Genomic DNA, 23,674 nt, shown 5'->3' with positions numbered 1-23,674 from the left:
CGGCACCCGGCCTAGAGTTCGCGCACGCGGATGTTGCGGAAGTCGATCACGTCGCTGTTGCCGTGGTTCTGCAGCCCGATGAACCCGCTGATGAACTGGCGCAGGTCCGTGGGCGGGTCACCGGCGCGCGACGACGCCTTCCCCGGCGTGTTGTCGAACTCGCTGATCACCGTGCCGTTGCGGACGATCGTGTAGTGCTGGCCGACCACCCTGACCTCGTAGTCGTTCCACTGGCCCTTCGGGGTCGCCCCGGCCCTGCTCAGGCTGGTGGGCGAGAAGTTGTAGATCGAGCCGGTCTTCTGCGGCTCGCCCGTGTCGCCGTCGTAGATCTGGATCTCGTGGCCGCAGAAGATCGCGACCCACGCGGGTGACGTGCGCGCCGAGCCGACCGTGCCGCAGCTTCCCGCGGGACGCTGCTCCAGCGGGGTCCTGGGGTCGGGGAACCGGACGAGGACGCCGCTGTTGGCACGCGTCGTGCCGGGCGAGCTGTCGCGGAACTGCAGCCGGACCGAGAAGTCCGCGTACGCCTTGTCCGCGTACCACAGCATGCCCAGGCCGCCCGAGCTGCGGATCGTGCCGTCCGGCTGGAGGGTGAACCGCCCGGACGGCGCCTGGCTCCAGCCCAGCAGCGACGACGCCGTGCCGTCGAAGATGGGCTCGTACCCGCTCACCTTGCCGACCTCCGACTGGCGGCCGGCCTTGCGCAGGGCGTCCGCCTCCTGGGCGGTGACGACGCCGTCCGCCAGGAGCTGGTCCACGACGGCCTGCACGTGCTTGACGAACTGGTTGTGGTTCTTCCACTGGCGCTCGTCGTCGATCAGGTCGTTGATCGTGCAGCCGCCCGCGACGACCTTGTTGCGCACGCCGGTGAGCGTGTCCAGGAACTGCACCGTCGGCCTGGCGTCGGGCGCGCCGCAGCCGACCGTGACGACGATCTTCCCGGTGGCCTGCTCGCCGTCGGCGTAGGTGACCTTCAGCGTCGCCTGGTAGACGCCGAAGCCCGGGTAGGTGTGCGTCGGGGCGGCCTGCGTGGACGGCTCGCTGCCGTCGCCGAAGTTCCACTCCCACGCCACGCCGCCGGCCTGGGCGCTGGAGAACGTCATCGTCCTGGGGTCGGCGTTCTGCCGGGCCGGGCGCACCACGGCCGCGCTCGGGTCCGGCGTCGCGGGGCCGCCCTTGTAGGTGATGCGGATCAGCTTCTGGTTCGGGTGCAGGCTGAAGAAGCCGTTGCCGTAGTCGAGCATGTAGAGCGCGCCGTCGGGGCCGAACTTCGCGTCCATCCACGACTGGAGCTGGTTCGCGCCGGTGCCGCCCGGGATGATGTGCCGCAGGTCCTCGGCGAACGCCGGCCGGCCCGCGTCCTTCGCGGTCTTCGGGTCCACGGTCACGGCGATGCGGTTGTTGCTGTTGCCCTCGTCGCCGATGAACCACTTGCCGTCCCAGTACTCCGGCCACGCCACCCCGCTGGCGGTGTCGACCAGGGAGCGGTGATAGGTCGGACCGGACATGACCGCCTGGTTGCCGCCCTTGAGGTACGGCATGGTGAAGGTCTCCTCGCCCTGCTGGTACGACGGGAGCCCGCTGCCGTCCTGCCGCTCCGGGTAGACGGGGCCGCCGCCCTGCGGCGAGTACCAGATCATGTTCTTGCGCGCCGGCGGGATGTCCACGAGGCCGGTGTTGCGCGGCGAGGTGTTCTTGAGGTCGTCGCAGTCGTACCAGTCGGCCGGCTGCGTGGCGTCGCTGTTGCTGCGGTCGCGGTAGGGCTGCTTGTCGCCCATGCAGTACGGCCAGCCCTGGTTGCCGGCGGAGGTGAGCACGGTCGCGGTCTCGTACTTCGCCGGGCCCCACGTCTCGCTCGGGCCGAAGGCGTCGGGGCCGACCCAGCCGGCGGTGATCCAGTCGTTCACCTTGTCCCACTGGAGCCGCGCGATGTTGCGCACGCCCATCACCCAGATCTCGGGCCGGGTCTTGCCGCCGCCCTCCTCCTTGCCGGTGAACAGGTTGCCCTCGGGGATCGTGTAGGTGCCGTCGGGCTCGGGGTGGATGCGCAGGATCTTGCCGTTGAGGTCGTTGGTGTTCCCCGCGGTACGCCGGGCGTCCTGGAACGAGGTGCCCTTGTAGTCCTGGGTCCAGTTGTTGCCGGAGTAGCCGCTGGACCCGCCGGAGGAGTTGCTGTCACCCGTGCCGATGTAGAGGTTGCCGTCGTCGTCGAAGGCCATGCCGCCGCCCGCGTGGCAGCAGCTGTGAATCTGGGTGTCCCACGCCAGCAGGTCCTTGCGGCTGTCCAGGTCGATCGTCTGGGTCCGCGACTCGTAGGCGAACCGGGAGACCGTGCGCTTGCCGATGCGCCGGTCGCGGTCGATCGAGGCGTGCGGCATCCAGTAGACGTAGATGTAGCCGTTCTCCGCGAAGTCCGGGTCGAGCGTGATGCCGACCAGGCCCTCCTCGTTCTTGACCAGCTCGTCGCCGCTGCCGCGGTTGCCCATCACGGGCAGCGTGGCCAGCAGCTTGACCTGCTTGGCGCGCGGGTCCCACTGGTGGATGGTGCCGCAGCCGAGTCCCACCTTCGGGTCGTTCCAGTCGGGGATGGGGCCGGTGGCGCAGGCCGCCTTGCCGATGAAGAAGACCTTGCCGTTCGGCGCGACGGTCAGGCCGTGCGGCTCGCCGATCTGGTCCATCTGGCCCTGCGCGTTCTGCCCGGTCAGCCGTTCCACGGCGTAGTTGGAGGCGATGGTCGCCTGGCAGTCGCCCCTGACGATGCCGGTCGCCCACCGGATGGCGCCGGTGAGGTGGGTGCGGAAGTGCTTGTCGGCGTAGCTGTCCGCGGTGCCGCCCATGCCGGTGTAGAAGGACCGGCCGCCGTCGTAGTCACGGCACCAGGAGACCGGGTGGAACGCGCCGTTGCCGTCCATCTTCGGGTTGTACGTCCACTCCTCGACCTGCGCGATCGTGTGGACCTTGCCCACCGGGTTCGGGCTCCAGCTCAGCCACTTGTCGGTCCGCGAAAGGGTGAGCGGCAACCCTTCGTTCGCCGGATGCCGCCGGTCGACGATGTCCACGGTGGCCTTCTGCGCCTTCGGCTCGGGCGGAGGCGCGGCGTCGGGCCCGTACAGCCGCAGCTCGGCGAGCTGGGTCAGCGGTTCGCCGCTGTTCGCGGTGATGTCGAGCCGGTAGTACTGGTACGCCGTGTCGTTCTCGAACTCGTAGTCCTTGGTCTGGAACCGCTGGGGGAAGGTCTCCCCGCTGCGCTTGTCGAGATCCGTCCAGGTCGTCCCGTCCTGCGAGCCCTTGAGCGTCCAGTCCTTCGGGTCCCGGCCCGCGAAGTCGTTGGCCGAGGTCAGCGCGTAGTGCGCGATCGCGACCGGCTTCTCCAGCTTGCCCTGCACCCACGCGGCCGGCGTCCTGGCCAGCCACTTGGTGTCGTTGTCGCCGTCGAAAACCTTGTCCTTGGTCTCGTTCGGCGGGTTCTCCCCGCTCGCCGCGCTCTCCGTCACCTTCTCGGCGATGGGCAGGGCGCCGACGGGGCGGGTGCCGATCAGCTCGGTGAACCAGGCCGAGTCCACCTGCGCCTTGGCGGCGTCGCGGATGCCGACGAACCCGCCGCCGTTCCTGATGAACGTCTGGAAGGCGGCGAGCTGCGCTTCGTCCAGGGTCACGCCGTTGGCGGACAGGAACACCACGCCGCGGTAGCGGGCCAGGTTGTCGGCGGTGAAGACCGCGGGATCCTGGGCCTCCTCGACGGTGAACCCGTTCTTCTTGCTCAGTTCCCTGATCGCGGTCGCGGCCGTCCGCACCGGGTCGTCCTGCTGCGCGGCCAGGCCGCTGAAGACCAGCACGCGGACGGCGGCCTTCTTGGCGTCCGGGGCGGCGGGGGCCTGGGCCAGGGCCGGCGTGACGGCCGGTGGCGCCAGGCCGAGCACCAGGACGGCGATCGACAGCGTTGTCAACACGCGCCGCCAGAAAGATGATCGGGACGGTAAACGGTCTGTTCGACCCATCGTCGCTCCTCGGGATCGAGAGTGGCTCGGGACCTGTCGCGGATGTCGAGGGTTTTCTAGTGGCCTGTGTGACCGTCGCCGGGCTGACCTGGCACGTTCCCGTTCTCGTCGGTCACCTTGAAGATGCCGGCCATCCCCATGTCGGAGTGGCTCTGGACGTGGCAGTGGTACATCCACGCCCCAGGCCCGACCCGCTCGCCCGCGATCAGCTGGAAGCCGAACGACTCGGCGGGCCCGCAGATCTTGGTGTCGATGATCCGGCTCGGGTCGTCGGGGCTCTCCAGCATGCCGGTGCGGTTGTCGGCCCAGCGGTGCCCGTGGATGTGGAAGGTGTGGTAGAACTCACCGTGCGTGATCACGATCCACTCCACCCGCTCGCCGGCCTTGGCCACGAACTCGGGCGCGTCGTGCGCGGGGCGGTTGTTGATCATCATGTCGTTGAAGACGACGGTGAACGTCTTGTCCGGCCTGACGTCCTTCTTCCGCCGGACCACCAGCGGGCCGTAGAGCCCCTGCCGGATGCCGACCGTGCCGTGCGGGGTGCCCACCACGTGGTCGTGGTAGTGCCAGTAGCCGGCGCTGCCCGGCTCGATGCCGGCGCCGCCCCCGCGCTTGCCCTGCGCGTGGGTGCGCCAGATGTAGGTACGCCGGCCGCCCGGCTCGACGACGCCGTCGTTCAGCCGGGTGCCGTCGCTGGCCACGTCGTAGTCCACGCCGTGGACGTGCAGGCTGGCCGCGACGTCGAGGGTGTTGACCATCTCGATCTCCAGCGTGTCGCCTTCGACCATCTCGATGAGCGGCCCGGGGATCGTCGCCTTGCCGGGCTCCAGGCCGTAGCCGAGCTGGCCGTCCGCCAGGCGCTCGGCGTACAGGGTGATGCGGCGGACCGCGCCCGCGGCCGGGCCGGCCTGGGACGACGCCGCGGTGGGTTGCGTGGTGACCAGGGGTGCGAGGGCGGCGGCCGCCGCCGAGGTGGTGAAGGCACGCCGGGAGAGCAGGTTTTCGGCCATGCCGCTACGTACTTCGGTCACGGTTCCCCAATCGGTGACGCTTGCGAGGGTTTTGTGCGGGTGCTCGGGGCGGGGTAGTTAGACCGATCTTCGATCGAAGTACGCGCCATTTCCGGCGAAATGTCAAGAAGTAACACCGAAAGCGTCAGAGCTTCGGCTCATATCCGGCCAAGGACGGGCAGGTCATCGGCGTTAGGCCGACGCTCACTCCCCGTGTCCGTCGTACGAGCGAGCGACTCGTCCGACAAGTGGCCGGGTGCGGCCATTTTGGTGGGGTGTGACGCAGCGTATCGGCTGATGACGGCCTCTTCGATCGCCCTACGTGACGGAGGGCGACGAAACTGGTGACTGGACAACGAGTGAGTACGGGTGTTATCAATGGGCCCAACGCGATCACTTTATGCATCCTTTATAACCGGCCCCTCCCCCCTCGCTCCTCTTCCCCTCCCCCGGCGCAATGTCCTGAGCTTTGAGTGGTGATGGTGATCAATATGCGTTCGCGCGCCTTTGCGCGCTCACCGGTTCAGCCGTCGTCATCCCCGGGCCGGTCCTCAGGCAGCCGTACGGGAGTCACGCGAAGTCACCGCCGACGACATCGCCGAGGGCCGCGATAATGGGCTGGTGAAGGTACGCATCGGGATCGCGCCGCCGCCGGGAGACACCCCTCACCACCTCACCGGGCTGGCGGAGCGGGCCGAGGCTCTCGGGATCGACTCCCTGTGGCTGTCGGAGCTGGTCCAAGGGCCGGCCGTCGAGCCGCTGGTCGGCATGGCGTACACGCTGGCCGTCACCCGCAAACTCAAGGTCGGCACGGGTGTGATGATCCTGCCGGGCCGCCACCCGCTGCGGGTGGCCAAGCAACTGGCGTCCCTGGCCGCACTCGCCCCCAAGCGCGTCCTGCCGGCCTTCGGCCTGACCCCGGCCAGACCCGCCGACCGGGAGGCGTTCCCCGTCCCCGGGCCGCGCGGCGCGGTGTTCGACGAGTCGCTCGAACTGCTGAGACTCCTCCTGAGCCAGGAGAAGGTGACCTTCCACGGCGAGTACTTCACCGTGCAGGACGTCGGCATCGGCCCCCTCCCGCCGAAACCCCTCGACATCTGGGTCGGCGGCAGCGGCGAGCGCGCCCTGCGCCGCGCCGGCCGGCTCGCCGACGGCTGGCTCGCCAGCTTCCTCACCCCCGGCCAGGCCGCCGCGGGCCGTACGGCGATCGCCACGCATGCGGCCGAGGCCGGCCGCGAGATCGAAGCCGACCACTACGGCACCAGCCTCGCGGTCGCCACCACCGAGATCCCCGCCACCGCGCTCGACGCCATCGCGAGACGCAACCCAGGGGCCGACCCCGCCGAGATCGTCCCGGTCGGCTGGCCCGCCGCCCGCGCGATGATCGAACGCTTCGTCGACGCCGGCATCACCAAGTTCGTCGTCCGCCCCGCCACTCCCGTGCCCTCGGCCGAACGCTGGCTCGACGACTTCGCCACGCACCTCATGCCCCTGCAGAACTGACCGGCTTCCGCTGTAGCGGCATGCGCATCGAGTACCGCTACCAGTACCGGAGCTCCGACCAGCCCTACCCCCGCGGCGTCCCCGCCGGCGAAGTCGATCCCGGCTGGCACGTCCACGAGGGCCTGCGCGGCACGGACAACCAGGCCATCCTGTCCGTAGGCCCGGACGCCGAGGGCTGACCGCCTTCGGGTGGGCCGCCTCACCCGTGACGTCCCGGCGGCGGCTCGGTGTCGACGGTGCCGAACACGAGCCCGCCCCCGGCCGCGGCCTGGAAGCCGTACGCGTGCAGTCCGGGATCGTCGATCGCGGTGACCACGCGCAGAGCACCCTCCTCGGCCACCGTACGGACCACGGCATGCACCAGCGCGCCGCGTACCTCCGCCGGGACGCCGGGCCGGGTCTGGACGAGATCGAGACGCGCGGCGCCGCGCCGCGCGTCCTCCCAGGACGCGACCGCATGCCCGACGTAACGCTGCCTGCGCGCTTTGTCCGCATACGCCTGCACCCAGCAGGCGAGCCTGTCCTCGGCGATCAGCCGGTGGGAAAGGCTCACGTCCATGCCCGCCTTGGCCAGCCACGTGCCGGTCTCGGAGGCGGGCAGAGGCACCAGCTCCTCCGCAGAGGTCCCTCGCCGCCGCCTTGGGCGGGTCGGCAACCCGACGAGGGGCACCGAGCTGAGACAGAACCCAGCGGGAGAGACATCCGGCGCGTCATGCGCATCCAGCACAACGTACCCACCGCGCACTTTCCGGCGGCTACGGCTCACCAACCCGGTGGCGAGTTCCTCCGTGAGCTTGGCCAGCACCTCCACGGCCCACTCATCCACTGAGCTCACCGGCAGACCGGTCCATGGACTTCTGGGCGCGGTCGGAAACGCGACCTCAATGGCGTATACGTTCGGATCCCGCCGCCAACGGAAAATCACCAAGAGCTTCTCCGGCTCCGCAACGACCTCGACACCGGAGAACCCGTCCGCCATCGCCCCGGCCCGGAGCAGACAACTCCTGACCGCTTGAACGATTTCCTCTCGCCCCCATGAGACCACCACCCGCCCAGGCTGCCACACGCTACGGCGGGTACGGACGGCCAGCCGAAGCCGACAACCGATCCCACCTCTGGGCTTGGCCATGAAGCCTTGTTCTGCTGTTCCTTAACGGCCAGCCGACGTATGCCCATGACAGCGAGAATCGGAGTCAAAAACATAACAATGGAGATGCTTCCTCCTCCGCCGAACCACCTTCCCATGCCACGCCGACCGTCCGACTGAAAGCGTGAGAGGTATGACGATAGAAGACCCCATCCACTTGCTGGGACGCCTACGACTGGGACGAGAGGAGTACTGCCAGCGCCTTCTGACCATGTTGATCGTGGGCGGCCCGTATCCGCGATGGAACAGCCGTACCCCTCTGTCATCCCAGGGCGCCCGGTTCCTCCGATCGCTGGACGTCCTGTCGTTCGGACGGACCGAATGGAACGGGCAGCCGCTGTTCGTGGACGAGTTCGAGTTACGCCCGCGCCACGACGACGAGCAGGGCGGAGCCCCCGACTACGCGGTGCTGTGGGCGGAACGGCTGTGGATGATCGAATTGAAGACCGAGAGCTCCAGCCACCGACGAGGCCAGCTCTCCGGCTATTACACGCTCGCCCGCCACCACCACCCGCACAGCAAAGTGGACCTCACCTACCTGACACCCCCGCTCACCTTCACGCCGCCGCCCGAAGAGGACGACAGAAGGTTCGCTCATGTGACCTGGGCCCGCATCATCCCGTTGCTGGAGGACGTCTGGGGTCAGGGCACGGAAGAGCAACGGCAGGTCCTCACGGCACTGCTGGCGGCGTTGAACAGCATCGGATCGAACTGGTCCGACTGGAGGACACAGCAGGTCGCCACCAGAAGGGACGAGCCGCGGGCAGTCGAAGCCCAGGCGATGGCCCTGGCAGAAGCGACCGCAAGGGACGGCCGGCAGCGAGCAGTGGACCATCCGGCAGCAGACCTGGAAGAACTGCAACGTCTACGCCTGGCCCTGCGACAGGCCATCTGCGCCGACCCCGAAGGATCCCCGCTCCGCCACGTACGGCCCTGGCTATGGAGCCTCACGACCAGCGGCGGCCACGCACTCACGCCCTCCGGCCAGGCCACAGGGTTCGAACTCCGCCTTTCCCGCTACCACAAGCCAGTGTGCTGACGACCGCAGGTGCAAACACGAACGGCAGACTAGCCGTCGTCACCGTCCCCTGACGATGGACGCACCGACACTCCATCGCGACGCTGAAGGCCCGGGCAGCGGGCCTCGGGCGGCTCGTCAGGGGCGGTTGTTCTTGCCGTCCAGCCAGAGCGTGTCGGACTCGTCGCGGTGGGAGCCCGAGCTGCCGACGTGTTTGGCGTCGATCTTCGGCCCCTTCTTGATGACGTGCACCAACGCCATCGCATGTCCACGACCGAGCCCATAGTCCTGCTTCAGCCAGTCGACGATCACTCCGGCCTTCACCGACGGGTCGTCGAAGCCGCGTTCCTTCGCCAGAGCGATGAACTCACGTGGGGTCAGCCCGGTCTTGGTCTCGATGTTGTCGAGGTAGGCCTGGAACGACATGCGCTTCTCCACTCTGTACGGCCTGTCACGATCTCGCGCCAGGCAAAGCTTGTCTTTTACAAGTATGCTTTGTCAACTGAAGCATGGGCTAGGATCTGCATCATGGCGTCTCGGGAGTACGGACAGTTCTGCGGCCTGGCGCGCGCGATGGAGATGGTCGGCGAACGGTGGAGCATGCTGATCATCCGCAATCTGCTCATCGGGCCCCAGCGCTTCACAGACCTGCACAAGGGCCTGCCTGCCATCCCGACCAACATCCTTTCGGCCCGCCTCAAACAGCTGGAAGAGGCGGGCCTGGCCACCCGCCGCATCCTGCCGCACCCCGAGCGCGCCGTGGTCTACGAGCTCACCGACTACGGGCGCGGCCTCAAGCCCGCGCTCATCGCCCTGGGCCGCTGGGGCGCGCGGACGCTCACCGAGCCCCGCCCCGGCGAGATCGTCACCGCCGAATCGGTCGCCATGTCCTTCCACACCACCTATCGACCGGAAGCAGCCCAAGAACTCACCGCCGGCTACGAGATCCGCATGAGGGACATCACGCTCCGCCTGCAGATCACCCATGGAGAGCTCACCGTCGGCCTCGGCTCCCACCCCTCCCCCGACCTCGTCATCGAACGCCTCACCGGCTACCCCATCCGCGAACTGATGAGCGGCGCCAAGACTCCTGACGACGTACTCCGCGACGGCAGCGTACGAACAGAAGGCGACCCCGCCCTGCTCGACCGATTCGTCGAGATGTTCCGCCTCTGACGGAACAGGCCGCGGCCTTCAGCGCTTCAACGCGCACTCAACAGATCTTCAACGTCCCCTCGGCCATCCTTCGTTCATCGACGGACGCGAAGGAGCGAGAGATGATGCGACGCTGGATGGTCGCCGGAGTGTCGGCCGGGCTGCTGATGGGCGCCGTGCCCGCCCATGCGCAGGCCGCCGCCGCGGGTCCCATCAACTACACGTGCGGGCCGGGCATCAATGCGCACAAGGGCATCGAAATGGCCGCCACCCAACGCAGCAACGGGGCGTTCGCGGTCCTGGTCAAGTCAACGAACAGGCCGTACAAGGGCCAGAACGTCTTCTGGGTCCACGGCGGGCAGCTCCGCAAAGGCGACCGGATCTCTCTCGACTGGGGCGACGGTTACGGCCACGGCTACCACTCCTGCCACGCCAAGGCCAGGGGAGGAGGAGCCCACACCCGCGGCGTGAACCAGCCGAGCGGCCGCTGGTTCCGCGCCTGCCTGAAATCCAACAACCACTGGACGTGCACCAAGTGGTTCAACGTCGCCTAGATCGCTGATGTGAAATTCGCTGATCGGCTGCGGGCGTGACGAAGGGCGGCCATGGTCGGTGAAGACGCGAATCCCGCCACGCCTTCTACCAGGGCGCCAAGCTGATGCTGATCACCACCGCCGACGGCGCGGTGACCGGCTTCCGCCTGGCCTGCCCCAAGGCACTCGACGAACGCAAGCAGGCACTGCACCTGCGGCACGTCACCCCGACCGCACCCGGGCCGTGCCCGATCGTGTGCGACAAGGGATTCGCCGGCGCCGGCATCGAGAAGGCCGCCGCCGATCTAGGCCACCCCTTGGTCCGGCCGCCCGCGAAGACGAGCCCGGACCCGCCCTGCCCTTTCCCGGCTGGTTACGCCAGCGCATCGAAGCGATCATCTGGACGCTGAAGAACCAGCTCGGCCCTCGAACGCCACAACGCCCGCCACACAGACGGCATACTACGGAAGCATGTTCGACGAGAAGCAGAGGTCTGAAGCGCGAGAGTTCGTACGGCTTCTGCTCGCGCTGGGCGCGGACGACTTCGACGGCATCGTCGAACGGGGCACCGATGTCCTGGGAGGCACCCCGGAGGCCGAATCGCTGCTGCGAGAGCTGGCCGTCGAGGAGTTCTCACGCTACCTGTCCGACCAGCCGACCTGGCCGGAGGTGCTCGACAGCGATCGGCTGCTGCGCGCGTTCAAAGACCTGGAGCTCGCGGGCATCGTCGCCAGGGCCGACTTCGCGTGCTGCCAGAACTGCGGGATCGCCGAGATCGGCGGGGAGGTGCCGGACGACGAGCGGCACGCGTACCGCGGCTATGTCTTCTGCCACCGGCAGGACATGCGGGACGCTGTGGACGGCGGCCGCCTCAGCCTGGCCTACGGAAGGTTCAACGACGCCGTCGTCACCGCCGACCAGGCCGACATCGGCAGGGAGGTGGCCGAGACGATCCGCCGCCACGGCCTGGAGTCGCAGTGGAACGGCGACCCCGGCACGCGCATCGAGGTGCCCCTGACCTGGCGCCGCCGCCGGTTCGGCCGTCTCGCCACCTGGCCGGGCGGCCCACCGCCGGCCTCCCCCGACCCGCACCACATGACCGTCACCTACTGCGACTACCGGCTGGGCCGTTACGAGGACGAACCGGTACCGATGTCCCTGACGCAGGCCAGGAGCCTTCTGCTCGATCTCACGCCCAGGAAGGACAACTTCGCCGTCTTCATCGGGCGGTCGGGCGGTGTCATCCAGATGCGCTGGGAGAACGGGCGCCGGCTGTGGCTGGAAACCCCTGACCAAGAGGCCCGCCATTCCCGCGGCCGACACGTCACCCTTGACGAGGCCGACGACCTGGTGACGATCCTCGCCCGCGAAGACCGCGTCGCCATCGATCACCTGGGCAACCTGGAAACCCACCCCTGGGACACCTGAAGGGCCAGCCTCTCAGCAGCTCACGGAACTCCTCGTCGGTGACGATCGCGTCCCTTGAATGATCCATTTCACCGCTGGGAGGCGAAGCGCTCAGGCACGTCAGTCGGCAGGAATCCGCGCCCGACCTCGATGCCGCTGGACAGCTTCACGTTGACGCCGATGTTCGACGGCAACGGCTCGCGCAGCGGCGTCTCCTGCTCCGCGACCCCGCTCTCGTCCCCGACCACGATCACCCCGTTGCGCACCTCCACCTCCACCTGTGCGGGCCGGGCTGGCATGAATGCTCCGCCTGGAGATTCTCGTGGGCGCGTGACCGGACGGGAACTCGACGAGGCGTGGGTGGAGGACCACCACACCCGATACACCATCCGCTGACCTGCGAGGTGCAGGTGCCCACGCTCGTCCTGAAGCGGCGAGCGTGGGCACCTGCACCATCGCATGACTCGGTACTCGGTAGGAGCAAGAACCTGCTCGGGGCTCTAACGCCCCCCGCAGGACCCGGCGACGGTGACGTTCTCGAACGAGGTCTTCGTGGAGGCGTAAAGCCCGACGCCGCCGCTGCGTACAACGGTGTCGCGGCCCTTCAGGATCTCCTCGCCGTTCAACGTCATCGTGATGCGGTCGCCGTGGATCGTCGCGCCCAGCCGCACAGGACCTGTCAGCGGGTCGCTGATATCTGCCTTGGCCACGATGACGGGGCCCGACGCGTGGGCCTCGCGGATGATGCTCGCGTACCGGTCTCCGTCGCTCGTCTTGCCGACGTGGATCCGGTACCCGTACGCGTCCGTGCTGTCCCGCAGCGAGATGCCCGCGTTACCGGCGGCGGGTCCCTCGAGCGTGAGCGTGGTCTCCACGGCGTAGTCGCACGTGTCGGAGAAGCGCTTCGGCAGGGTCGGGCCGGCCAGGACGTGCGCCCGGCCGTCGGCCGGCGTGAGGCGCAGTTTGCCCGAGGCGACGGACACGGACCCGGCTATTCCTCGCCAGTGGGCCTGGTCGAGCCCTTCCCTGATCACGATGTCGTCGAAGGTCGCGGCCCGCCGATGCGTGTAGGCGGCGGCACCGCCCGTCGGGAACTGCGTGTCGTCCGCGGAGATCGACGTGTCGCCGACCTTGGCGCTCAGATGCTTCCCGATCGCGGACACGACCAGTGTGTGCGGGACGTTGGCGCCGCCGGGTAGTGCGGTCTCCGCGAGGACCTTGGTCTCCGAGTCGTCGATCTTCACGAGCTTGAGCGTCGCGCCCGACGTGGAGTTGAGCACTTCGGCCCGGTAGTAGTTGCGGGAATTCTGGTAGCGGAACGCGAGACCGGTACGGGACGTCGTCTGGCCGCGTGCCCCGGGAACGATGTCCGCGGACATGACCACGTCATCCGGTACGTCCTGCAGCGCCGCGAACGAGACGGTGTCCGCGGTGGAGGTCTGTGCCAGCTGTCCGCCGGTCACCGCCCAGGCCCCCTGGACCGGTGTCCAGCCGCCGAAGGAGCCGTCGAAGTCATGGACGGTGCGGTCCAGACCGGCGTCGTCGAACTCGTCGTCGAGCACGGGCGCCGGGGCGAACCGTTCCTGCAGTGACACGGTGATGAGGTCGCCCGTACGGGTGAACGCGGCCGGGGCGTCGTTCACCGTCACCGCGGTCGCGTTCGGCGCGTGGAGGGAGAGCGTGCCGGTGAACGGGTCCCCCATCGAGATCCGGGCGGTCGTGCCGCTCAGTTCCACGCTGACGTCGGACACCGGTGCGGACGCGCTGATGACGGTGCTGTTCGCGTCGGTCAGCGACGATCCTCTGGTCAGCGCGTACCGGGTGAGGCCGCCGGCCGGAGCACGCTCGAGGTACGCGGTCTCGGCGTTGGTGGTGGCGGCCCCGAACGTCCTCGACGAGGGATTCGCCTCGCGCGACAGGTAGAAGCGCCCGGTCGCGCCCGGCATGGCGATCTCCATCGCCGTCGCCGTGGAGTGGCTCACCCCGGACATGGCGATGCGCTTCGCCGTCACCGAGGGCGCCGCGCCGGCCGGGCCGGGAACCACGACCGTGTCCAGTCCCGTCGGCCCGGTGGAGGACCAGTCGTACGACAGGAAGTCGACGTCGGTGAGCACCCGCTCGCCGACACGTACGGCGCCGTATTCGTGGACCCTGGGGGTCACCGCGGCGCCGGACGTCGCCACCGGGATGAGCCGCACGCCGGCGACGGGCGCGGCTCCCGGCACGGTGTCGAACCCGACCGTGGCGACCTTCGTCGTCGAGTTGACGGTCACCGGATCGCCGGGGAAGTGCCAGAGCTGCCGGTATGCGTGCGCGGCGGTGTCACCGGTGAGGGCGTCGGAGACCACCCAGAAGCCGGGCTTGACGAAGTAGACCACGCGATCGTGCTCGACCGGCCGGTAGCCCATCGCCGCACCGCGGTAGATGTCGAGGCCGGCGTTCGAGCGCCACCGCGACGTCGTGCGGGGAACGCCTTTGGCCTGTGGCTCTCCGTCGACCTCGACGGTGTTGTGCGCCTCGGTTTCACGGCGCATCCAGTCGTTCGTCGGAGTCGAGCTGTAGTCCCCCACCCCGGAGTCGACGATCAGCGGACGCCCGTACGCCGCCATCACCAGGCTGAGGTCGTCCGGATGCCGATGCGAGGCGGTGTAACTGGTGTTCTGGTTGTTGATCAGCATGTATCGGGCGTCGGCGTCCCACCCGGAACGCTGCACCGCGAAGCTGATCGGGAACACCGTGGACGACAGCGTCGGGACGGTCCCCTGCGTCCGGCCGGAGGCGACCCAGGTGAAGTCGGACCAGGAGTTGCGGACGCCGCTCCTGCGGATGGCCGACGTACCCGCGGTGTCGTTCGGCGTGTCGCCGATCGCCGCGGGTTCGAGGTTCGGCTGACGGGTCGCGAACAGCGAATCAGCGATCCAGTCCGCCCCCTGGACGAGCGCGTCGGGAACGGTCCGCCCGTTGGCGTTCGCGACTGAGATGACGGAGTTGAGCATGTCCGCCACGTACGCCTGATAGTTGAACGCCGGCTCGCGGTACACACCGTCGCCCTTCGACCACGTGCGCAGGAACCGCTCGGCCGAGCGCATCGCGAACCACTCCCAGCCGGACGATGCCGAGAACTCGGGCAGGAACACGGCTGCCGCGTGGACGGAGCGGGCCATCGACATGTACCAGTTGTTGCCGAAATGTAGCTGCAGCACGCCGACGAGGTAGTTCGTCGTGGCGTGCACGCCGGACAGGTACGCCACGAGATCGCTCGCGTCGATGCCGGGATCGGCCCGGAACACGGAGAACGAGCTGACCAGCTGGGCGAGCCGCTTGGCCGCCGACAGGTTGCGGCCCTGCGGCCAGCTCTGGTTGTCGGCGAAGAAGTCCAGCGAGATGTCCATCCACGCCTTCGCGTACGCCACACGCTTGGCCGGGTCGCTCTCGGACAAGTACGCGGAGGCCAGTTTGGGCATGAACGTGAAGTCGCTCATCAACGTCTGCGCGCCGCCGGGGGCGGTCTGCGTCCCACCCCAGAGGTCCTGCCAGTCGACGTCGATCCGCTGCTCGGCGCTGTCATAGAAGTTGCGGGTCTGGGAGCCGAACCGGAAGGTCCCCGCCGCGAGCTCGTCGGGGCCCGAGTCGCCACCGCCCGAGCCCGCGGCCGGAGCCGGGTACTGGACGCCGGTGCGGCCCGCGTAATAGACCTTGAGCTCGCTCGCGGCGCCCGCTTCGTCACCGGCGGCCAGTTCGGCCGCCACCTCGCCGAGCCCCGGGCGCGTCAGGTCGAGCAGCCGGCCGAGGTCCGACATGTCGGCGACGGCGGCACTGGCCGGCGACAGGAACGCCGCCACCAGAGCCAGCACGACCGCCGCACGGGCCCGGCGGCGCGTGTGCCGACGTAACCTGCTCCGTCTCGCCACTGGTTTCTCCCTATCTTCGTGAGAGTCCACGTCAGCCACCCGTCTGCTCCTCGTACTCGGCCTTGATCTTGTCGCCCACCCGGTCCATGTACTTCTTGATCGCCGGCTGCCACGCCGAGACGGGCTCGTTGCCCAGCTGGATCTCCAGCAGCACCGAGTCCAGCTCCTGCTGCTCGCTGGCCGCCTTGCTGGCGGCGGTCTCCGAGTACAGCCCGAGCGTCGGGTCCTCGACGGCGAGCGGGACGCCGGCGACCTGGTGGTCGTGCTGGTCCTGGACGGCCTGGCGGTTGCCCGGCTCGTAGATGACCGGCGATGCCTCGGCGAGGTAGCGCACCGGCAGGAACAGCTGGCTGCGCCCGGCCTCGGTGAGCGCCGGGTCGGCGCCGTCGCGGGTGAACGTCTGGCCCTCGACGCCGTACCGGAGCGCCAGGTACTCGCTGCTGCCGAAGGGTGCGCACAACCAGTCGAGGACCTTGAGGATCTGCTTGATCCGGCTGGCGTCGTCGGTCCTGGCGACGGCGGTGAAGCTGGACAGGGTCGGGCCGGGCGTGCGTACCCGCGTCCCCTTGCCGTCACGGGTGGGCGAGAGCATGCCGGTCAGGCGGAAGCCGGGCACGTCCTTCGCCTGGCCGTAGAACTTGCCCCACCCGGCGTACCCGCCGATGGTGAACGAGGTCGTGCCGGCCAGCATCCACGCGTTGCGCTTCGTGTTGGGCGCGCCCGCGTGGTCGGGATGCACCACCCCCGACTTCACCAGCTCGACGGTGTCCTCAAGGGCCTGGATGAACTGCGGTGTCGTCCCTGAGTGGGTGAAGACGCCGCCTTGGGCCTGCCAGACGCCGACGCCGCCGGGCCAGTTGCCGGTGATCCCGTTCATCTCGAGGATCGTGTTGAACGGGATCTGCCCGAACGCCCACCGGCCGGCCCGCTCGTCGGTCAGCGCACGCGCCATCTCCTTGAACTCGGCCCACGAATCGGGCTGGAGGCCGAGTCCCGCCTTCTCCAGCAGGTCGGCCCGGGTGTACAGCACGGTGCCGATGCGGGCCCGCGGCACGGGGACGCCCCAGATCCGCTGGTCGTAGACGGTGCCACGCCAGGCGTCGGTGGGCAGGGCGGCGAGGTTCGGGTAGGCGAGGACCGCGTCCCCTGACAGGTGCTCGGTGAGGTCGGTGAACGTCGCCTGCAGCATGGCCGGCATCTGCTGGACGACGCCCTGGATGGCCACGACGTCGGGCACGTCGCCACCGGCGATGGTCGTGGCGACCTTGCTCTTGTAGTCGGTCGAGGCGACGTACGTGATCTTCAGCTCGGTGCCGAGCCTGCTGTTGAGGTTCTGCCAGTAGGGGTTCGAGCCGAGCGCGGGGGCGATCGGGTCGTAGGTGTACGTCAGTGCCGTGACGGCTTCGCCCCGCACCGGCTGTGCTGCGGCGCTGGAGGTGGCCGGGTAGGTGAAGTATCCCGGCGACACCCCGGCCGGCTCGGCGGCCAGGTCGGGCGTGGCCACGGTGACGGGCTTGTAGGTGGGCAGCTTGAGCGACCCGGCCGGGCTGTTCGAGCCGTTCGGCGAGCTCGGGCTGCCGTCGCCGCAGGCCCCGAGCAGCGGGGCCAGCCCCGTTGCCGCGCCGAGTGCCAGGACGCGGCGGCGGCTGAAGGTGGGTGCCATGACGTCTCCTTGCCACACTGCGCGGACGACCGGTCAGCCCTTGACGGCGCCGACCATGAGTCCCTTGGCGAAGTGCTTTTGGATGAAGGGGTAGATGAAGAGGATGGGCAGGACGGAGATGACGAGGATCGCCATCTGGACGGAGACCTGTGGGGGCAGGTTCTCCAGGTTCGAGCTGAGCTGGTCGGCCCCGATCGGGGTGTTGTTGACGACGTAGGTGCGCAGCACCAGCTGCAGCGGCCACTTCTCCGACGACTGGAGGTACAACATCGCGGAGAAGAAGGAGTTCCAGTACGCCACCGCGTAGAACAGCCCGATCACGGAGACGACCGCCTTCGACAGGGGCAGCACGATCCGCAGCAGGATGCGCAGCTCCCCGGCGCCGTCGATGTAGGCGCTCTCCCGCAGCTCGCCGGGGATGCCCTGGAAGAACGCGCGCATGACGATGACGTTGAAGGCGTTCACCAGCACCGGCAGGATCAGCGCCAGGTAGTTGTCCAGCAGGCCGAGCTGTTTGACCGTCAGGTACATCGGGATGATGCCCGGGTTGAACAGCAGGGTGAACAGCGTCATCAGCAGGATCGGCTTCTGCAGCAACGCAGCCGGCCGTGACAGCGCGTACGCCAGGGCGATCGTGGCGACGAGGCTGAGCGCCGTGCCGAGCAGGGTGATGCCGGCGCTCACCAGCAGCGCACGGGTGACGATCCCGCCGGACAGGACGGCCCGGTAGGCGTCCAGCGTCGGTTCGTTCGTCCACAGCACGAACCCGCCCGCGCTGTTGACCTCCTCCGGGGAGGCGATGCTGGTCATGAGCACCGCCCAGAACGGCACCAGGACCGCCAGGCAGCCCATGCCGAGCACGAGTCCCCGGGCGCCGACCCCCAGCTTGCTCGGCTCGCCCATCCAGACAGGACGCCGGCTGCGGCCCGGGCGTGACCTTGTGCGTGCGGCGTGGCGCGGCACGGACACCGCGGCCGGCGCAGGTCGGCTGGTCATTTGGCGTACACCCCCTGCTCGCCCAGGGCGTGGGCCAGCCGGTTGGCGCCGAGCACGAGCGCGACACCGACGATGCCCTTGAACAGCCCCACCGCGGCCGCGGTGCCCCAGTCGCCGCCGACGATCCCGTGGTTGTAGACGTAGGTGTCGAGCACTTCGCTCGCGCCGGCGCCGACCTGTGCCTGCTGCAGGATGATCTGCTCGAACCCGACGGACAGCGAGTCACCGAGCCGCAGGATCAGCAGCAGGACGATCACCGGGCGGATGGCGGGCAGGGTCACGTGCCACAGGCGGCGCACCGCGGAGGCGCCGTCCACCACCGCGGCCTCCATCTGCGCCGGATCGACCCTGGACAGCGCGGCCAGGAAGATGATCGTCGACCAGCCGGTGTCCTTCCAGATCACCTGTGAGGTGATCATGAGCTTGAACAGCTCGGGTACGCCGACGATGCTGAACGTGGACAGGTCGGCCGAGCGCAGCCAGGCGTTGAGCATGCCGCCGTTGCCGAACATCTGCTGGAACAGGGCGACCACGATCACCCACGACAGGAAGTGCGGCATGTAGAGGATCGACTGGGCGAGGCGTTTGAGCCGTTCGCTGACGGTCGCGTTCAGGATCAACGCCAGACAGATCGGCAGCGGGAACACGAAGATCACCTGGATCAGCGTGATGATCAGCGTGTTGACGAGTGCGTTGAGGAACACCGGGTTGCCGGTGAGCACCGGCTCGAAGTTGTCCAGCCCGACGTACGGGCTGTGCCAGATGCCGAGGAACGGCTGGAAGTCCTGGAACGCGATGATGTTCCCGCCGAGCGGCAGATAGTGGAACAGCAGCAGCACCGTGACCCCGGGCAGCGCCAGCAGCAGCAGGACCCGGTCGCGCCGCCAGCGCTCGCGCAGGCTACGCATGGCTGATCCCCGCCGATACGGGCCGGCCTGCCACGCAGGCTTCCACCGCCGCCCGCAGCCGGTCGTCGGCGTTGGCCGCGATCCTCCTGCTCCGGGCGATCGCGGGCGCCGGGTCGGTCGCGATGTCGGTGACCGCCGCGACGACCGTCGCCGCGGCACGATGGTCGAGCTCGATCACCAGGTCGGGGGCGCCGAGGTCGGCGAACATCTGGGACTTCGTGGTCTCGGTCGGCTGCCGAAGGTAGATGGTCGGGATCGCATGTCGTGCGGCCATGATCGGCGAATGACACTCCATGCTGACCACCAGCGACGAGACGGCGTAGACGCCGGTCGCCTCCTCCAGCGGCCAGTACCGGTCCAGGATCCTGACCTGACCCAGCGTCTGCGGGCTGAGCAGGCCGGGAAGCTGCTCGTGGGCGAGCTCGACGGCATAGCTCATCTCGGGCACCACGACGGCCGGCAGGCCGCTGACGCGTACCCAGGTCTCGATCGCCGCCGCCAGCACCGCCAGGTCCTGCGTCACGGTGGCCCGGTTGATCGCGTCGCGCCGCATCTGCTCGCGGGTCGGTTCGGTGCCGTAGATCTTCGCGTAGGGGGCGTAGCGCAGCCGCGGGACGAAGCAGGCGAACCGGCCGGGCCGCAGGCCGAGCTCCTCCAGCAGGCGAGCGGCGGCGACGTCGTCGGTGTGGTCGAACGCGAACGTGCCGTCCGGCCCGAAGGCGAGGTCGGGCCCGGTGATCTTCTGGCCGCGCAGGGTGGCCAGGGTCAGCGTCTCGCGGCAGTACACGAAGTCGGCGCCGTCGAAACGGTCCTTGACGTCGTCCTCGAGATAGGAGGGCGGGAGCCGATCGACCATCTGGGCCAGCTCCGGCAGCGTCGCCATGGTCGGCGGGCACAGCGGATCCACGGTGATCCCGAAGTACCCGTACGGGCGGCCCACGTGCTCGCGCCACCAATCGATCTCGGCGCCCTGGAAGGCGTCCGCGCCCGATCCGTGCATCAGGACGTCCGCGCCGTCGATGGCGGCGGCCAATTCCGGGGTGCTCGGCCCGTCCTCGCCGAGAGCGCCGTCGACGACACGCACGTCGGGAAACGCGTGCCGCAGCATGGATCGTTCGCGCTCCTCCAGCCGTATCGGCCAGAGGACGACCTCGACCTCGGGCGCGAACCGCTGAAACGCCCGCACCACGCCAGGGGAGTGGGCCACGTCGCCGATGTTCACCGTCGCCCAGGAGGACCGCAGGAGGACGGTGCGACGTGTCGATGTCATACAGACTCCTTCATGACGTAACGTTGCTTCAACATAGGGATGGTGAGACGTTACGTCAATAACCGAGTAGGCTTTCACCATGGCAACGCAACGTGACGTCGCACGGGCCGCCGGAGTGTCGCTCGCCGTGGTGTCGGCGGTGGTCAACGGCACGAGCCACACCCGGATGAAGGAATCCACCCGCGCCCGGGTGCTCGAGGCGATGCGGCAGCTGGGCTACCAGCCCAACCAGACGGCGCGCTCGCTACGGCTCAACCAGACCGACATGATCGCGATGATCCTCAACAAGATCGACAACCCGGTCTACGGACCGCTGCGGCGCGGGGTCTACGAGGCGGCTGCGGAGCACGGCGCGACGGTCCTGCTGGGCGACGCCGAGACGACGCGCTCCGGCAGCCGGTTCCTGACCCGGCTGCTCAGCCATGGCACGGTCGACGGCATCCTGATCCGCGGCGAAGGGCTGCTGGACGACGACGTGATGGCCGAGCTCCGCTCGCACCCCAAGCCGATCCTCATCCTGGAACACGACGTGGACCACCCCTGGATCGACGTGGACGACCTCCGCGCGGGCGAGATCGCGACGCGCTTCCTGGCCAACCTCGGCCACCGCCACATCGTCTTCGTCGGGGGCTCCGGATACCTCTCCCAGCAGCGCTACCTCGGCTACCGGCAGGCGATGTCCGCCGCCGGCCTGACCCCGGCTCCCCACCTGGCCACCGGCTTCGGCGAGCAGGCCGGCGCCGACGGCCTCCGTCAGGCCATGCAGGCGGCGACCGCGCCGACCGCCATCGTCGTCAACAACATCATGAGCGCGGTCGGCGTCCTGGCCGCCGCCCACGACCTCGGCATCACCATCCCCGACCAGCTGTCCGTGGTCGGCATCCACGACGTCGACCTGATGCAACACCTCCGCCCGGCCGTCACCGCCGTCCGGATGCCCATGTACGACCTCGGCCGGGCCGGCGTCGAGGCGCTCTACGATCTGATCGCGGGGCGCCCGATCACCGGCGGCGTCATCACCGACCCCGAGCCCGAGCTGGTGATCCGCGACTCAGCAACCGCCCTGACCCGGCTCCCCGATTAGCTGCACGCGGTACAAGGACTCGCTGAACCGAGATCTTGCGGGGATCGCCGAACTCGGTCCTCTGGGACTTATGAGCGACGGGATGCCTCGTCCGAGGACAGCAATCCTGAGCGGTAAGCATGGATTGCGGCTTGGACACGCGTGCGCACACCGATCTTCGACAGGACACGCGACACGTGGATCTTGACCGTTCCTGCGGCGATGCACAGCTCGGAGGCGATCTCGGCGTTGGACCGACCCAGCGCGACCAGGCGGAGGACCTCCGTTTCCCGGAACGTCAGCTCCGGGCCTTGATCCCGCACCGGTGGGGCGGCGAAGCGGCGCACCAGCCTACGGGTGACCTGCGGGTCGATCAGTCCCTGACCTCGGTGAGCCGCACGCACCGCCGCCAGGTAGAGGTCGGGGTCGCCGTCCTTGAGCAGGAAGCCCACGGCGCCCGCCTCGAGTGCCCCGAAGAGGTATTCGTCGGTGTCGAACGTGGTCAGCGCGATGATCGGCCTATCCGGCGCCTGCGCCGTCAGCCGCCGGATCGCCGTGATCCCGTCCGTGCCCGGCATTCGCAGGTCGGTGAGGATCACGTCCGGCTGGTGCTCGCGCGCCATCTCGATCAGCTCGGCTCCGTCGCGGGCGGCACCGACGAGGGTGACGTCGGGCTCATGCCCGAGCAACTGCCGCAGGCCCTCGCGGGCGAGCTGCTGGTCGTCGGCGATCAGTAGCCGTATCACGGGATCACCTGCCGGGCCGGAGGAACGTCCGCAGCGGACATCGTGGAGGGGCGGAGTTCTCCACCGCCGGCAGTCACCGCCGATCTGTGCTCGTCAAGCGCATGCGAGGGGAGAACGGGCAGGCTGGCGCGCACTCGCCAGCCGTTCCTGCCGTGCGGGCCGGAGCGGCAGTGCCCTCCGAGCGCCGCCACCCGCGCCTGCATGCCCGCCAGGCCCTGCCCACCACGGTGCCCACCACGGTGCCCACCGTTCAGGACATCGTCGTCGGCCGATTCGTCGTCGGCCGATTCGTCGTCGGCCGACGGCTGGGGTGGGCCGGGGTCGTCGATGGTGACGACGATCCGGTTGCCCACCGCACGGACCGTGACCGTGGCCAGCGGGGCCCTGGAATGTCGTGCCACGTTGGTCAGCGCCTCCTGCACGATCCGGTAGGCGCAGGCTTCCGTCTCGGGGTGGACGGTGCCGTCGAGACGGGGGTCGACCTCCAGGGCGACAGCCAATTCTGGCCCGCCACTGCGTTCCGCCAGCGCGGGCAGGTCGGCGAGACCACCGCTGTGAGCGTGGTCCCCACGGTCCGAGCGCACCAGGGTCGCGAGCAGCGTCCGGATCTCGGCCAGCGCCTCGGCCGACAGCCCGGCGATCCCGGCCAGCGCGCGGTCGGCCGTGCAGTCGTGACCGGCCAGCGCCCGCCGGGCGCCGACCGCCTGGAGCCTGATCGCGCTGAGGTGATGCCCGACGACGTCATGAATCTCCCGGGCGATCCGCGCGGCCTCCTGTGAGCGTGCCTGCTCCTCCCGGGCACGTTGCAGCCGCGCGGCCTGCACGGCGCGGTCGGCCCGGAGCCGCAGCGCGTATCCGATGGCGACCGGAGCCGCGCCGGCCGCCGCGTTGACGGATACGGTGACGAGATCCGGCACGGAGGTGCCGCCCAGGCCGGCCGCCACCGCCCAGGCGACCGAGCCGATCAGGAGTGCCGACCGCAGCCGATGACGGTGGTAGGCCGCCGAGGCGACGATCAGGCCCAGCACCCAGATCCCAGCGTCGCGCTCCAGCGCGAGCCCGAGCACGAGCACCGCCATCGCCGACACGACCACTGCCGTCAGCGGCAGCCGCCTGCGCAGCGCCAGCGGCGCGGAAACGGCCAGGATCGGCGCCGCCCACGCCGCCGCAGCGCCCACGCCGGTGATGTCGACAGGCTGACCACGCCACCATGCGTTCAGTGCCGAAACGGCCAAGGCGATGAGCGCCACGGCGCAGGCGAGCAGGGCGTCACGGCCGACGAGCGGCAGGCGTCGCCGGACACCGGTCAGAAAGGAGCGCAAACCCGCTGGTCGTCTCACGCGACC

Annotated in this window: 20 protein-coding genes; 8 read left to right on the top strand and 12 right to left on the bottom strand. The window is 69.1% G+C overall.

Annotated elements, in window-relative coordinates; translation table 11 throughout:
• Nucleotides 1-11: 11 nt before the first annotated feature.
• On the bottom strand, nt 12-3,950 hold the full coding sequence (locus AB0K12_RS42640; RefSeq protein WP_364573991.1) for a ThuA domain-containing protein: 3,939 nt from the start codon (nt 3,948-3,950) through the stop codon (nt 12-14).
• A 104-nt stretch (nt 3,951-4,054) separates the two neighbouring features.
• On the bottom strand, nt 4,055-5,029 hold the full coding sequence (locus AB0K12_RS42635) for a multicopper oxidase domain-containing protein (RefSeq protein ID WP_364573989.1): 975 nt from the start codon (nt 5,027-5,029) through the stop codon (nt 4,055-4,057).
• A 600-nt stretch (nt 5,030-5,629) separates the two neighbouring features.
• Between AB0K12_RS42635 and AB0K12_RS42630 the strand changes: the two genes are divergently transcribed.
• Nucleotides 5,630-6,511 carry a TIGR03854 family LLM class F420-dependent oxidoreductase gene (locus AB0K12_RS42630; RefSeq protein ID WP_364573987.1) on the top strand — a complete coding sequence of 294 codons (882 nt, stop codon included), beginning with the start codon at nt 5,630-5,632 and terminating at the stop codon, nt 6,509-6,511.
• 20 nt (nt 6,512-6,531) lie between these two features.
• Nucleotides 6,532-6,690 carry a hypothetical protein gene (locus tag AB0K12_RS42625; protein ID WP_364573985.1) on the top strand — a complete coding sequence of 53 codons (159 nt, stop codon included), beginning with the start codon at nt 6,532-6,534 and terminating at the stop codon, nt 6,688-6,690.
• A 20-nt stretch (nt 6,691-6,710) separates the two neighbouring features.
• Here the strand turns inward: AB0K12_RS42625 and AB0K12_RS42620 are convergent, their stop codons facing one another.
• The gene (locus AB0K12_RS42620) at nt 6,711-7,118 is read right to left on the bottom strand and encodes a hypothetical protein (protein ID WP_364573983.1); all 408 of its coding nucleotides are present in this window, start codon (nt 7,116-7,118) and stop codon (nt 6,711-6,713) included.
• 751 nt (nt 7,119-7,869) lie between these two features.
• Between AB0K12_RS42620 and AB0K12_RS42615 the strand changes: the two genes are divergently transcribed.
• On the top strand, nt 7,870-8,697 hold the full coding sequence (locus AB0K12_RS42615) for a hypothetical protein (protein WP_364573981.1): 828 nt from the start codon (nt 7,870-7,872) through the stop codon (nt 8,695-8,697).
• A 117-nt stretch (nt 8,698-8,814) separates the two neighbouring features.
• Here the strand turns inward: AB0K12_RS42615 and AB0K12_RS42610 are convergent, their stop codons facing one another.
• Nucleotides 8,815-9,102 (bottom strand): DUF4287 domain-containing protein, encoded by a 288-nt coding sequence (locus AB0K12_RS42610; protein ID WP_345388576.1) that lies wholly within the window; start codon nt 9,100-9,102, stop codon nt 8,815-8,817.
• Nucleotides 9,103-9,204: 102 nt separating this feature from the next.
• On the opposite strand from AB0K12_RS42610, the gene AB0K12_RS42605 reads away from it, so the two are divergent.
• The 4 genes from AB0K12_RS42605 to AB0K12_RS42590 all read left to right on the top strand — a co-directional run bounded on the left by AB0K12_RS42605 (nt 9,205) and on the right by AB0K12_RS42590 (nt 11,792).
• Nucleotides 9,205-9,852, top strand: coding sequence for a winged helix-turn-helix transcriptional regulator (locus tag AB0K12_RS42605; RefSeq protein ID WP_364573979.1), 648 nt, complete (start codon nt 9,205-9,207; stop codon nt 9,850-9,852).
• A gap of 101 nt (nt 9,853-9,953) precedes the next feature.
• On the top strand, nt 9,954-10,385 hold the full coding sequence (locus AB0K12_RS42600) for a hypothetical protein (protein WP_364573977.1): 432 nt from the start codon (nt 9,954-9,956) through the stop codon (nt 10,383-10,385).
• A 104-nt stretch (nt 10,386-10,489) separates the two neighbouring features.
• Nucleotides 10,490-10,774, top strand: coding sequence for a hypothetical protein (locus AB0K12_RS42595; protein WP_364573975.1), 285 nt, complete (start codon nt 10,490-10,492; stop codon nt 10,772-10,774).
• Nucleotides 10,775-10,835: 61 nt separating this feature from the next.
• Nucleotides 10,836-11,792, top strand: coding sequence for a hypothetical protein (locus AB0K12_RS42590; protein WP_364573973.1), 957 nt, complete (start codon nt 10,836-10,838; stop codon nt 11,790-11,792).
• Between the two features lie 68 nt (nt 11,793-11,860).
• Here the strand turns inward: AB0K12_RS42590 and AB0K12_RS42585 are convergent, their stop codons facing one another.
• From AB0K12_RS42585 to AB0K12_RS42560, 6 genes are all read right to left on the bottom strand, one after another.
• On the bottom strand, nt 11,861-12,070 hold the full coding sequence (locus AB0K12_RS42585) for a hypothetical protein (RefSeq protein ID WP_364573971.1): 210 nt from the start codon (nt 12,068-12,070) through the stop codon (nt 11,861-11,863).
• Between the two features lie 201 nt (nt 12,071-12,271).
• The gene (locus AB0K12_RS42580; RefSeq protein ID WP_364573969.1) at nt 12,272-15,682 is read right to left on the bottom strand and encodes an alginate lyase family protein; all 3,411 of its coding nucleotides are present in this window, start codon (nt 15,680-15,682) and stop codon (nt 12,272-12,274) included.
• Between the two features lie 31 nt (nt 15,683-15,713).
• Nucleotides 15,714-17,345, bottom strand: a complete 1,632-nt coding sequence (locus tag AB0K12_RS42575) for an extracellular solute-binding protein (protein WP_364573967.1) — start codon at nt 17,343-17,345, stop codon at nt 15,714-15,716.
• A gap of 33 nt (nt 17,346-17,378) precedes the next feature.
• On the bottom strand, nt 17,379-18,248 hold the full coding sequence (locus AB0K12_RS42570; RefSeq protein WP_364573965.1) for a carbohydrate ABC transporter permease: 870 nt from the start codon (nt 18,246-18,248) through the stop codon (nt 17,379-17,381).
• An 89-nt stretch (nt 18,249-18,337) separates the two neighbouring features.
• Nucleotides 18,338-19,249 carry an ABC transporter permease subunit gene (locus tag AB0K12_RS42565; protein ID WP_364573963.1) on the bottom strand — a complete coding sequence of 304 codons (912 nt, stop codon included), beginning with the start codon at nt 19,247-19,249 and terminating at the stop codon, nt 18,338-18,340.
• Nucleotides 19,242-20,519: a polysaccharide pyruvyl transferase family protein gene (locus tag AB0K12_RS42560; RefSeq protein WP_364573961.1), complete on the bottom strand. Its 1,278-nt coding sequence runs from the start codon at nt 20,517-20,519 to the stop codon at nt 19,242-19,244. Before AB0K12_RS42560 ends, AB0K12_RS42565 begins: the two co-directional genes overlap by 8 nt.
• Before the next feature lie 79 nt (nt 20,520-20,598).
• Here AB0K12_RS42560 and AB0K12_RS42555 point away from each other — a divergent pair, with 79 nt between their 5' ends.
• Nucleotides 20,599-21,603 (top strand): LacI family DNA-binding transcriptional regulator, encoded by a 1,005-nt coding sequence (locus AB0K12_RS42555; protein WP_364573959.1) that lies wholly within the window; start codon nt 20,599-20,601, stop codon nt 21,601-21,603.
• Nucleotides 21,604-21,671: 68 nt separating this feature from the next.
• Here the strand turns inward: AB0K12_RS42555 and AB0K12_RS42550 are convergent, their stop codons facing one another.
• Together AB0K12_RS42550 and AB0K12_RS42545 are read right to left on the bottom strand one after the other, a co-directional pair.
• Nucleotides 21,672-22,328, bottom strand: coding sequence for a response regulator transcription factor (locus tag AB0K12_RS42550; RefSeq protein ID WP_364573957.1), 657 nt, complete (start codon nt 22,326-22,328; stop codon nt 21,672-21,674).
• Entirely contained in the window at nt 22,325-23,668 is a 1,344-nt protein-coding gene (locus AB0K12_RS42545) for a histidine kinase (RefSeq protein WP_364573954.1), read from the bottom strand. Before AB0K12_RS42545 ends, AB0K12_RS42550 begins: the two co-directional genes overlap by 4 nt.
• Between the last annotated feature and the right edge of the window lie 6 nt (nt 23,669-23,674).

The organism is Nonomuraea sp. NPDC049419 (assembly GCF_040676995.1).
Taxonomy (GTDB): Bacteria; Actinomycetota; Actinomycetes; order Streptosporangiales; family Streptosporangiaceae; genus Nonomuraea; species Nonomuraea salmonea.
Note: the sequence above shows the minus strand (reverse complement) of the source record. Positions and strands in the feature narration are given on the sequence as shown.

What these genes read in the sequence shown, in the direction of transcription:
- AB0K12_RS42625 (WP_364573985.1), top strand. Translation starts at nt 6,532, where the DNA reads ATGCGCATCGAGTACCGCTACCAGTACCGGAGCTCCGACCAGCCCTAC.
- AB0K12_RS42615 (WP_364573981.1), top strand. Translation starts at nt 7,870, where the DNA reads ATGTTGATCGTGGGCGGCCCGTATCCGCGATGGAACAGCCGTACCCCT.
- AB0K12_RS42610 (WP_345388576.1), bottom strand. Translation starts at nt 9,102, where the DNA reads ATGTCGTTCCAGGCCTACCTCGACAACATCGAGACCAAGACCGGGCTG.
- AB0K12_RS42605 (WP_364573979.1), top strand. Translation starts at nt 9,205, where the DNA reads ATGGCGTCTCGGGAGTACGGACAGTTCTGCGGCCTGGCGCGCGCGATG.
- AB0K12_RS42600 (WP_364573977.1), top strand. Translation starts at nt 9,954, where the DNA reads ATGATGCGACGCTGGATGGTCGCCGGAGTGTCGGCCGGGCTGCTGATG.
- AB0K12_RS42595 (WP_364573975.1), top strand. Translation starts at nt 10,490, where the DNA reads ATGCTGATCACCACCGCCGACGGCGCGGTGACCGGCTTCCGCCTGGCC.
- AB0K12_RS42590 (WP_364573973.1), top strand. Translation starts at nt 10,836, where the DNA reads ATGTTCGACGAGAAGCAGAGGTCTGAAGCGCGAGAGTTCGTACGGCTT.
- AB0K12_RS42585 (WP_364573971.1), bottom strand. Translation starts at nt 12,070, where the DNA reads ATGCCAGCCCGGCCCGCACAGGTGGAGGTGGAGGTGCGCAACGGGGTG.
- AB0K12_RS42575 (WP_364573967.1), bottom strand. Translation starts at nt 17,345, where the DNA reads ATGGCACCCACCTTCAGCCGCCGCCGCGTCCTGGCACTCGGCGCGGCA.
- AB0K12_RS42570 (WP_364573965.1), bottom strand. Translation starts at nt 18,248, where the DNA reads ATGGGCGAGCCGAGCAAGCTGGGGGTCGGCGCCCGGGGACTCGTGCTC.
- AB0K12_RS42565 (WP_364573963.1), bottom strand. Translation starts at nt 19,249, where the DNA reads ATGCGTAGCCTGCGCGAGCGCTGGCGGCGCGACCGGGTCCTGCTGCTG.
- AB0K12_RS42560 (WP_364573961.1), bottom strand. Translation starts at nt 20,519, where the DNA reads ATGACATCGACACGTCGCACCGTCCTCCTGCGGTCCTCCTGGGCGACG.
- AB0K12_RS42555 (WP_364573959.1), top strand. Translation starts at nt 20,599, where the DNA reads ATGGCAACGCAACGTGACGTCGCACGGGCCGCCGGAGTGTCGCTCGCC.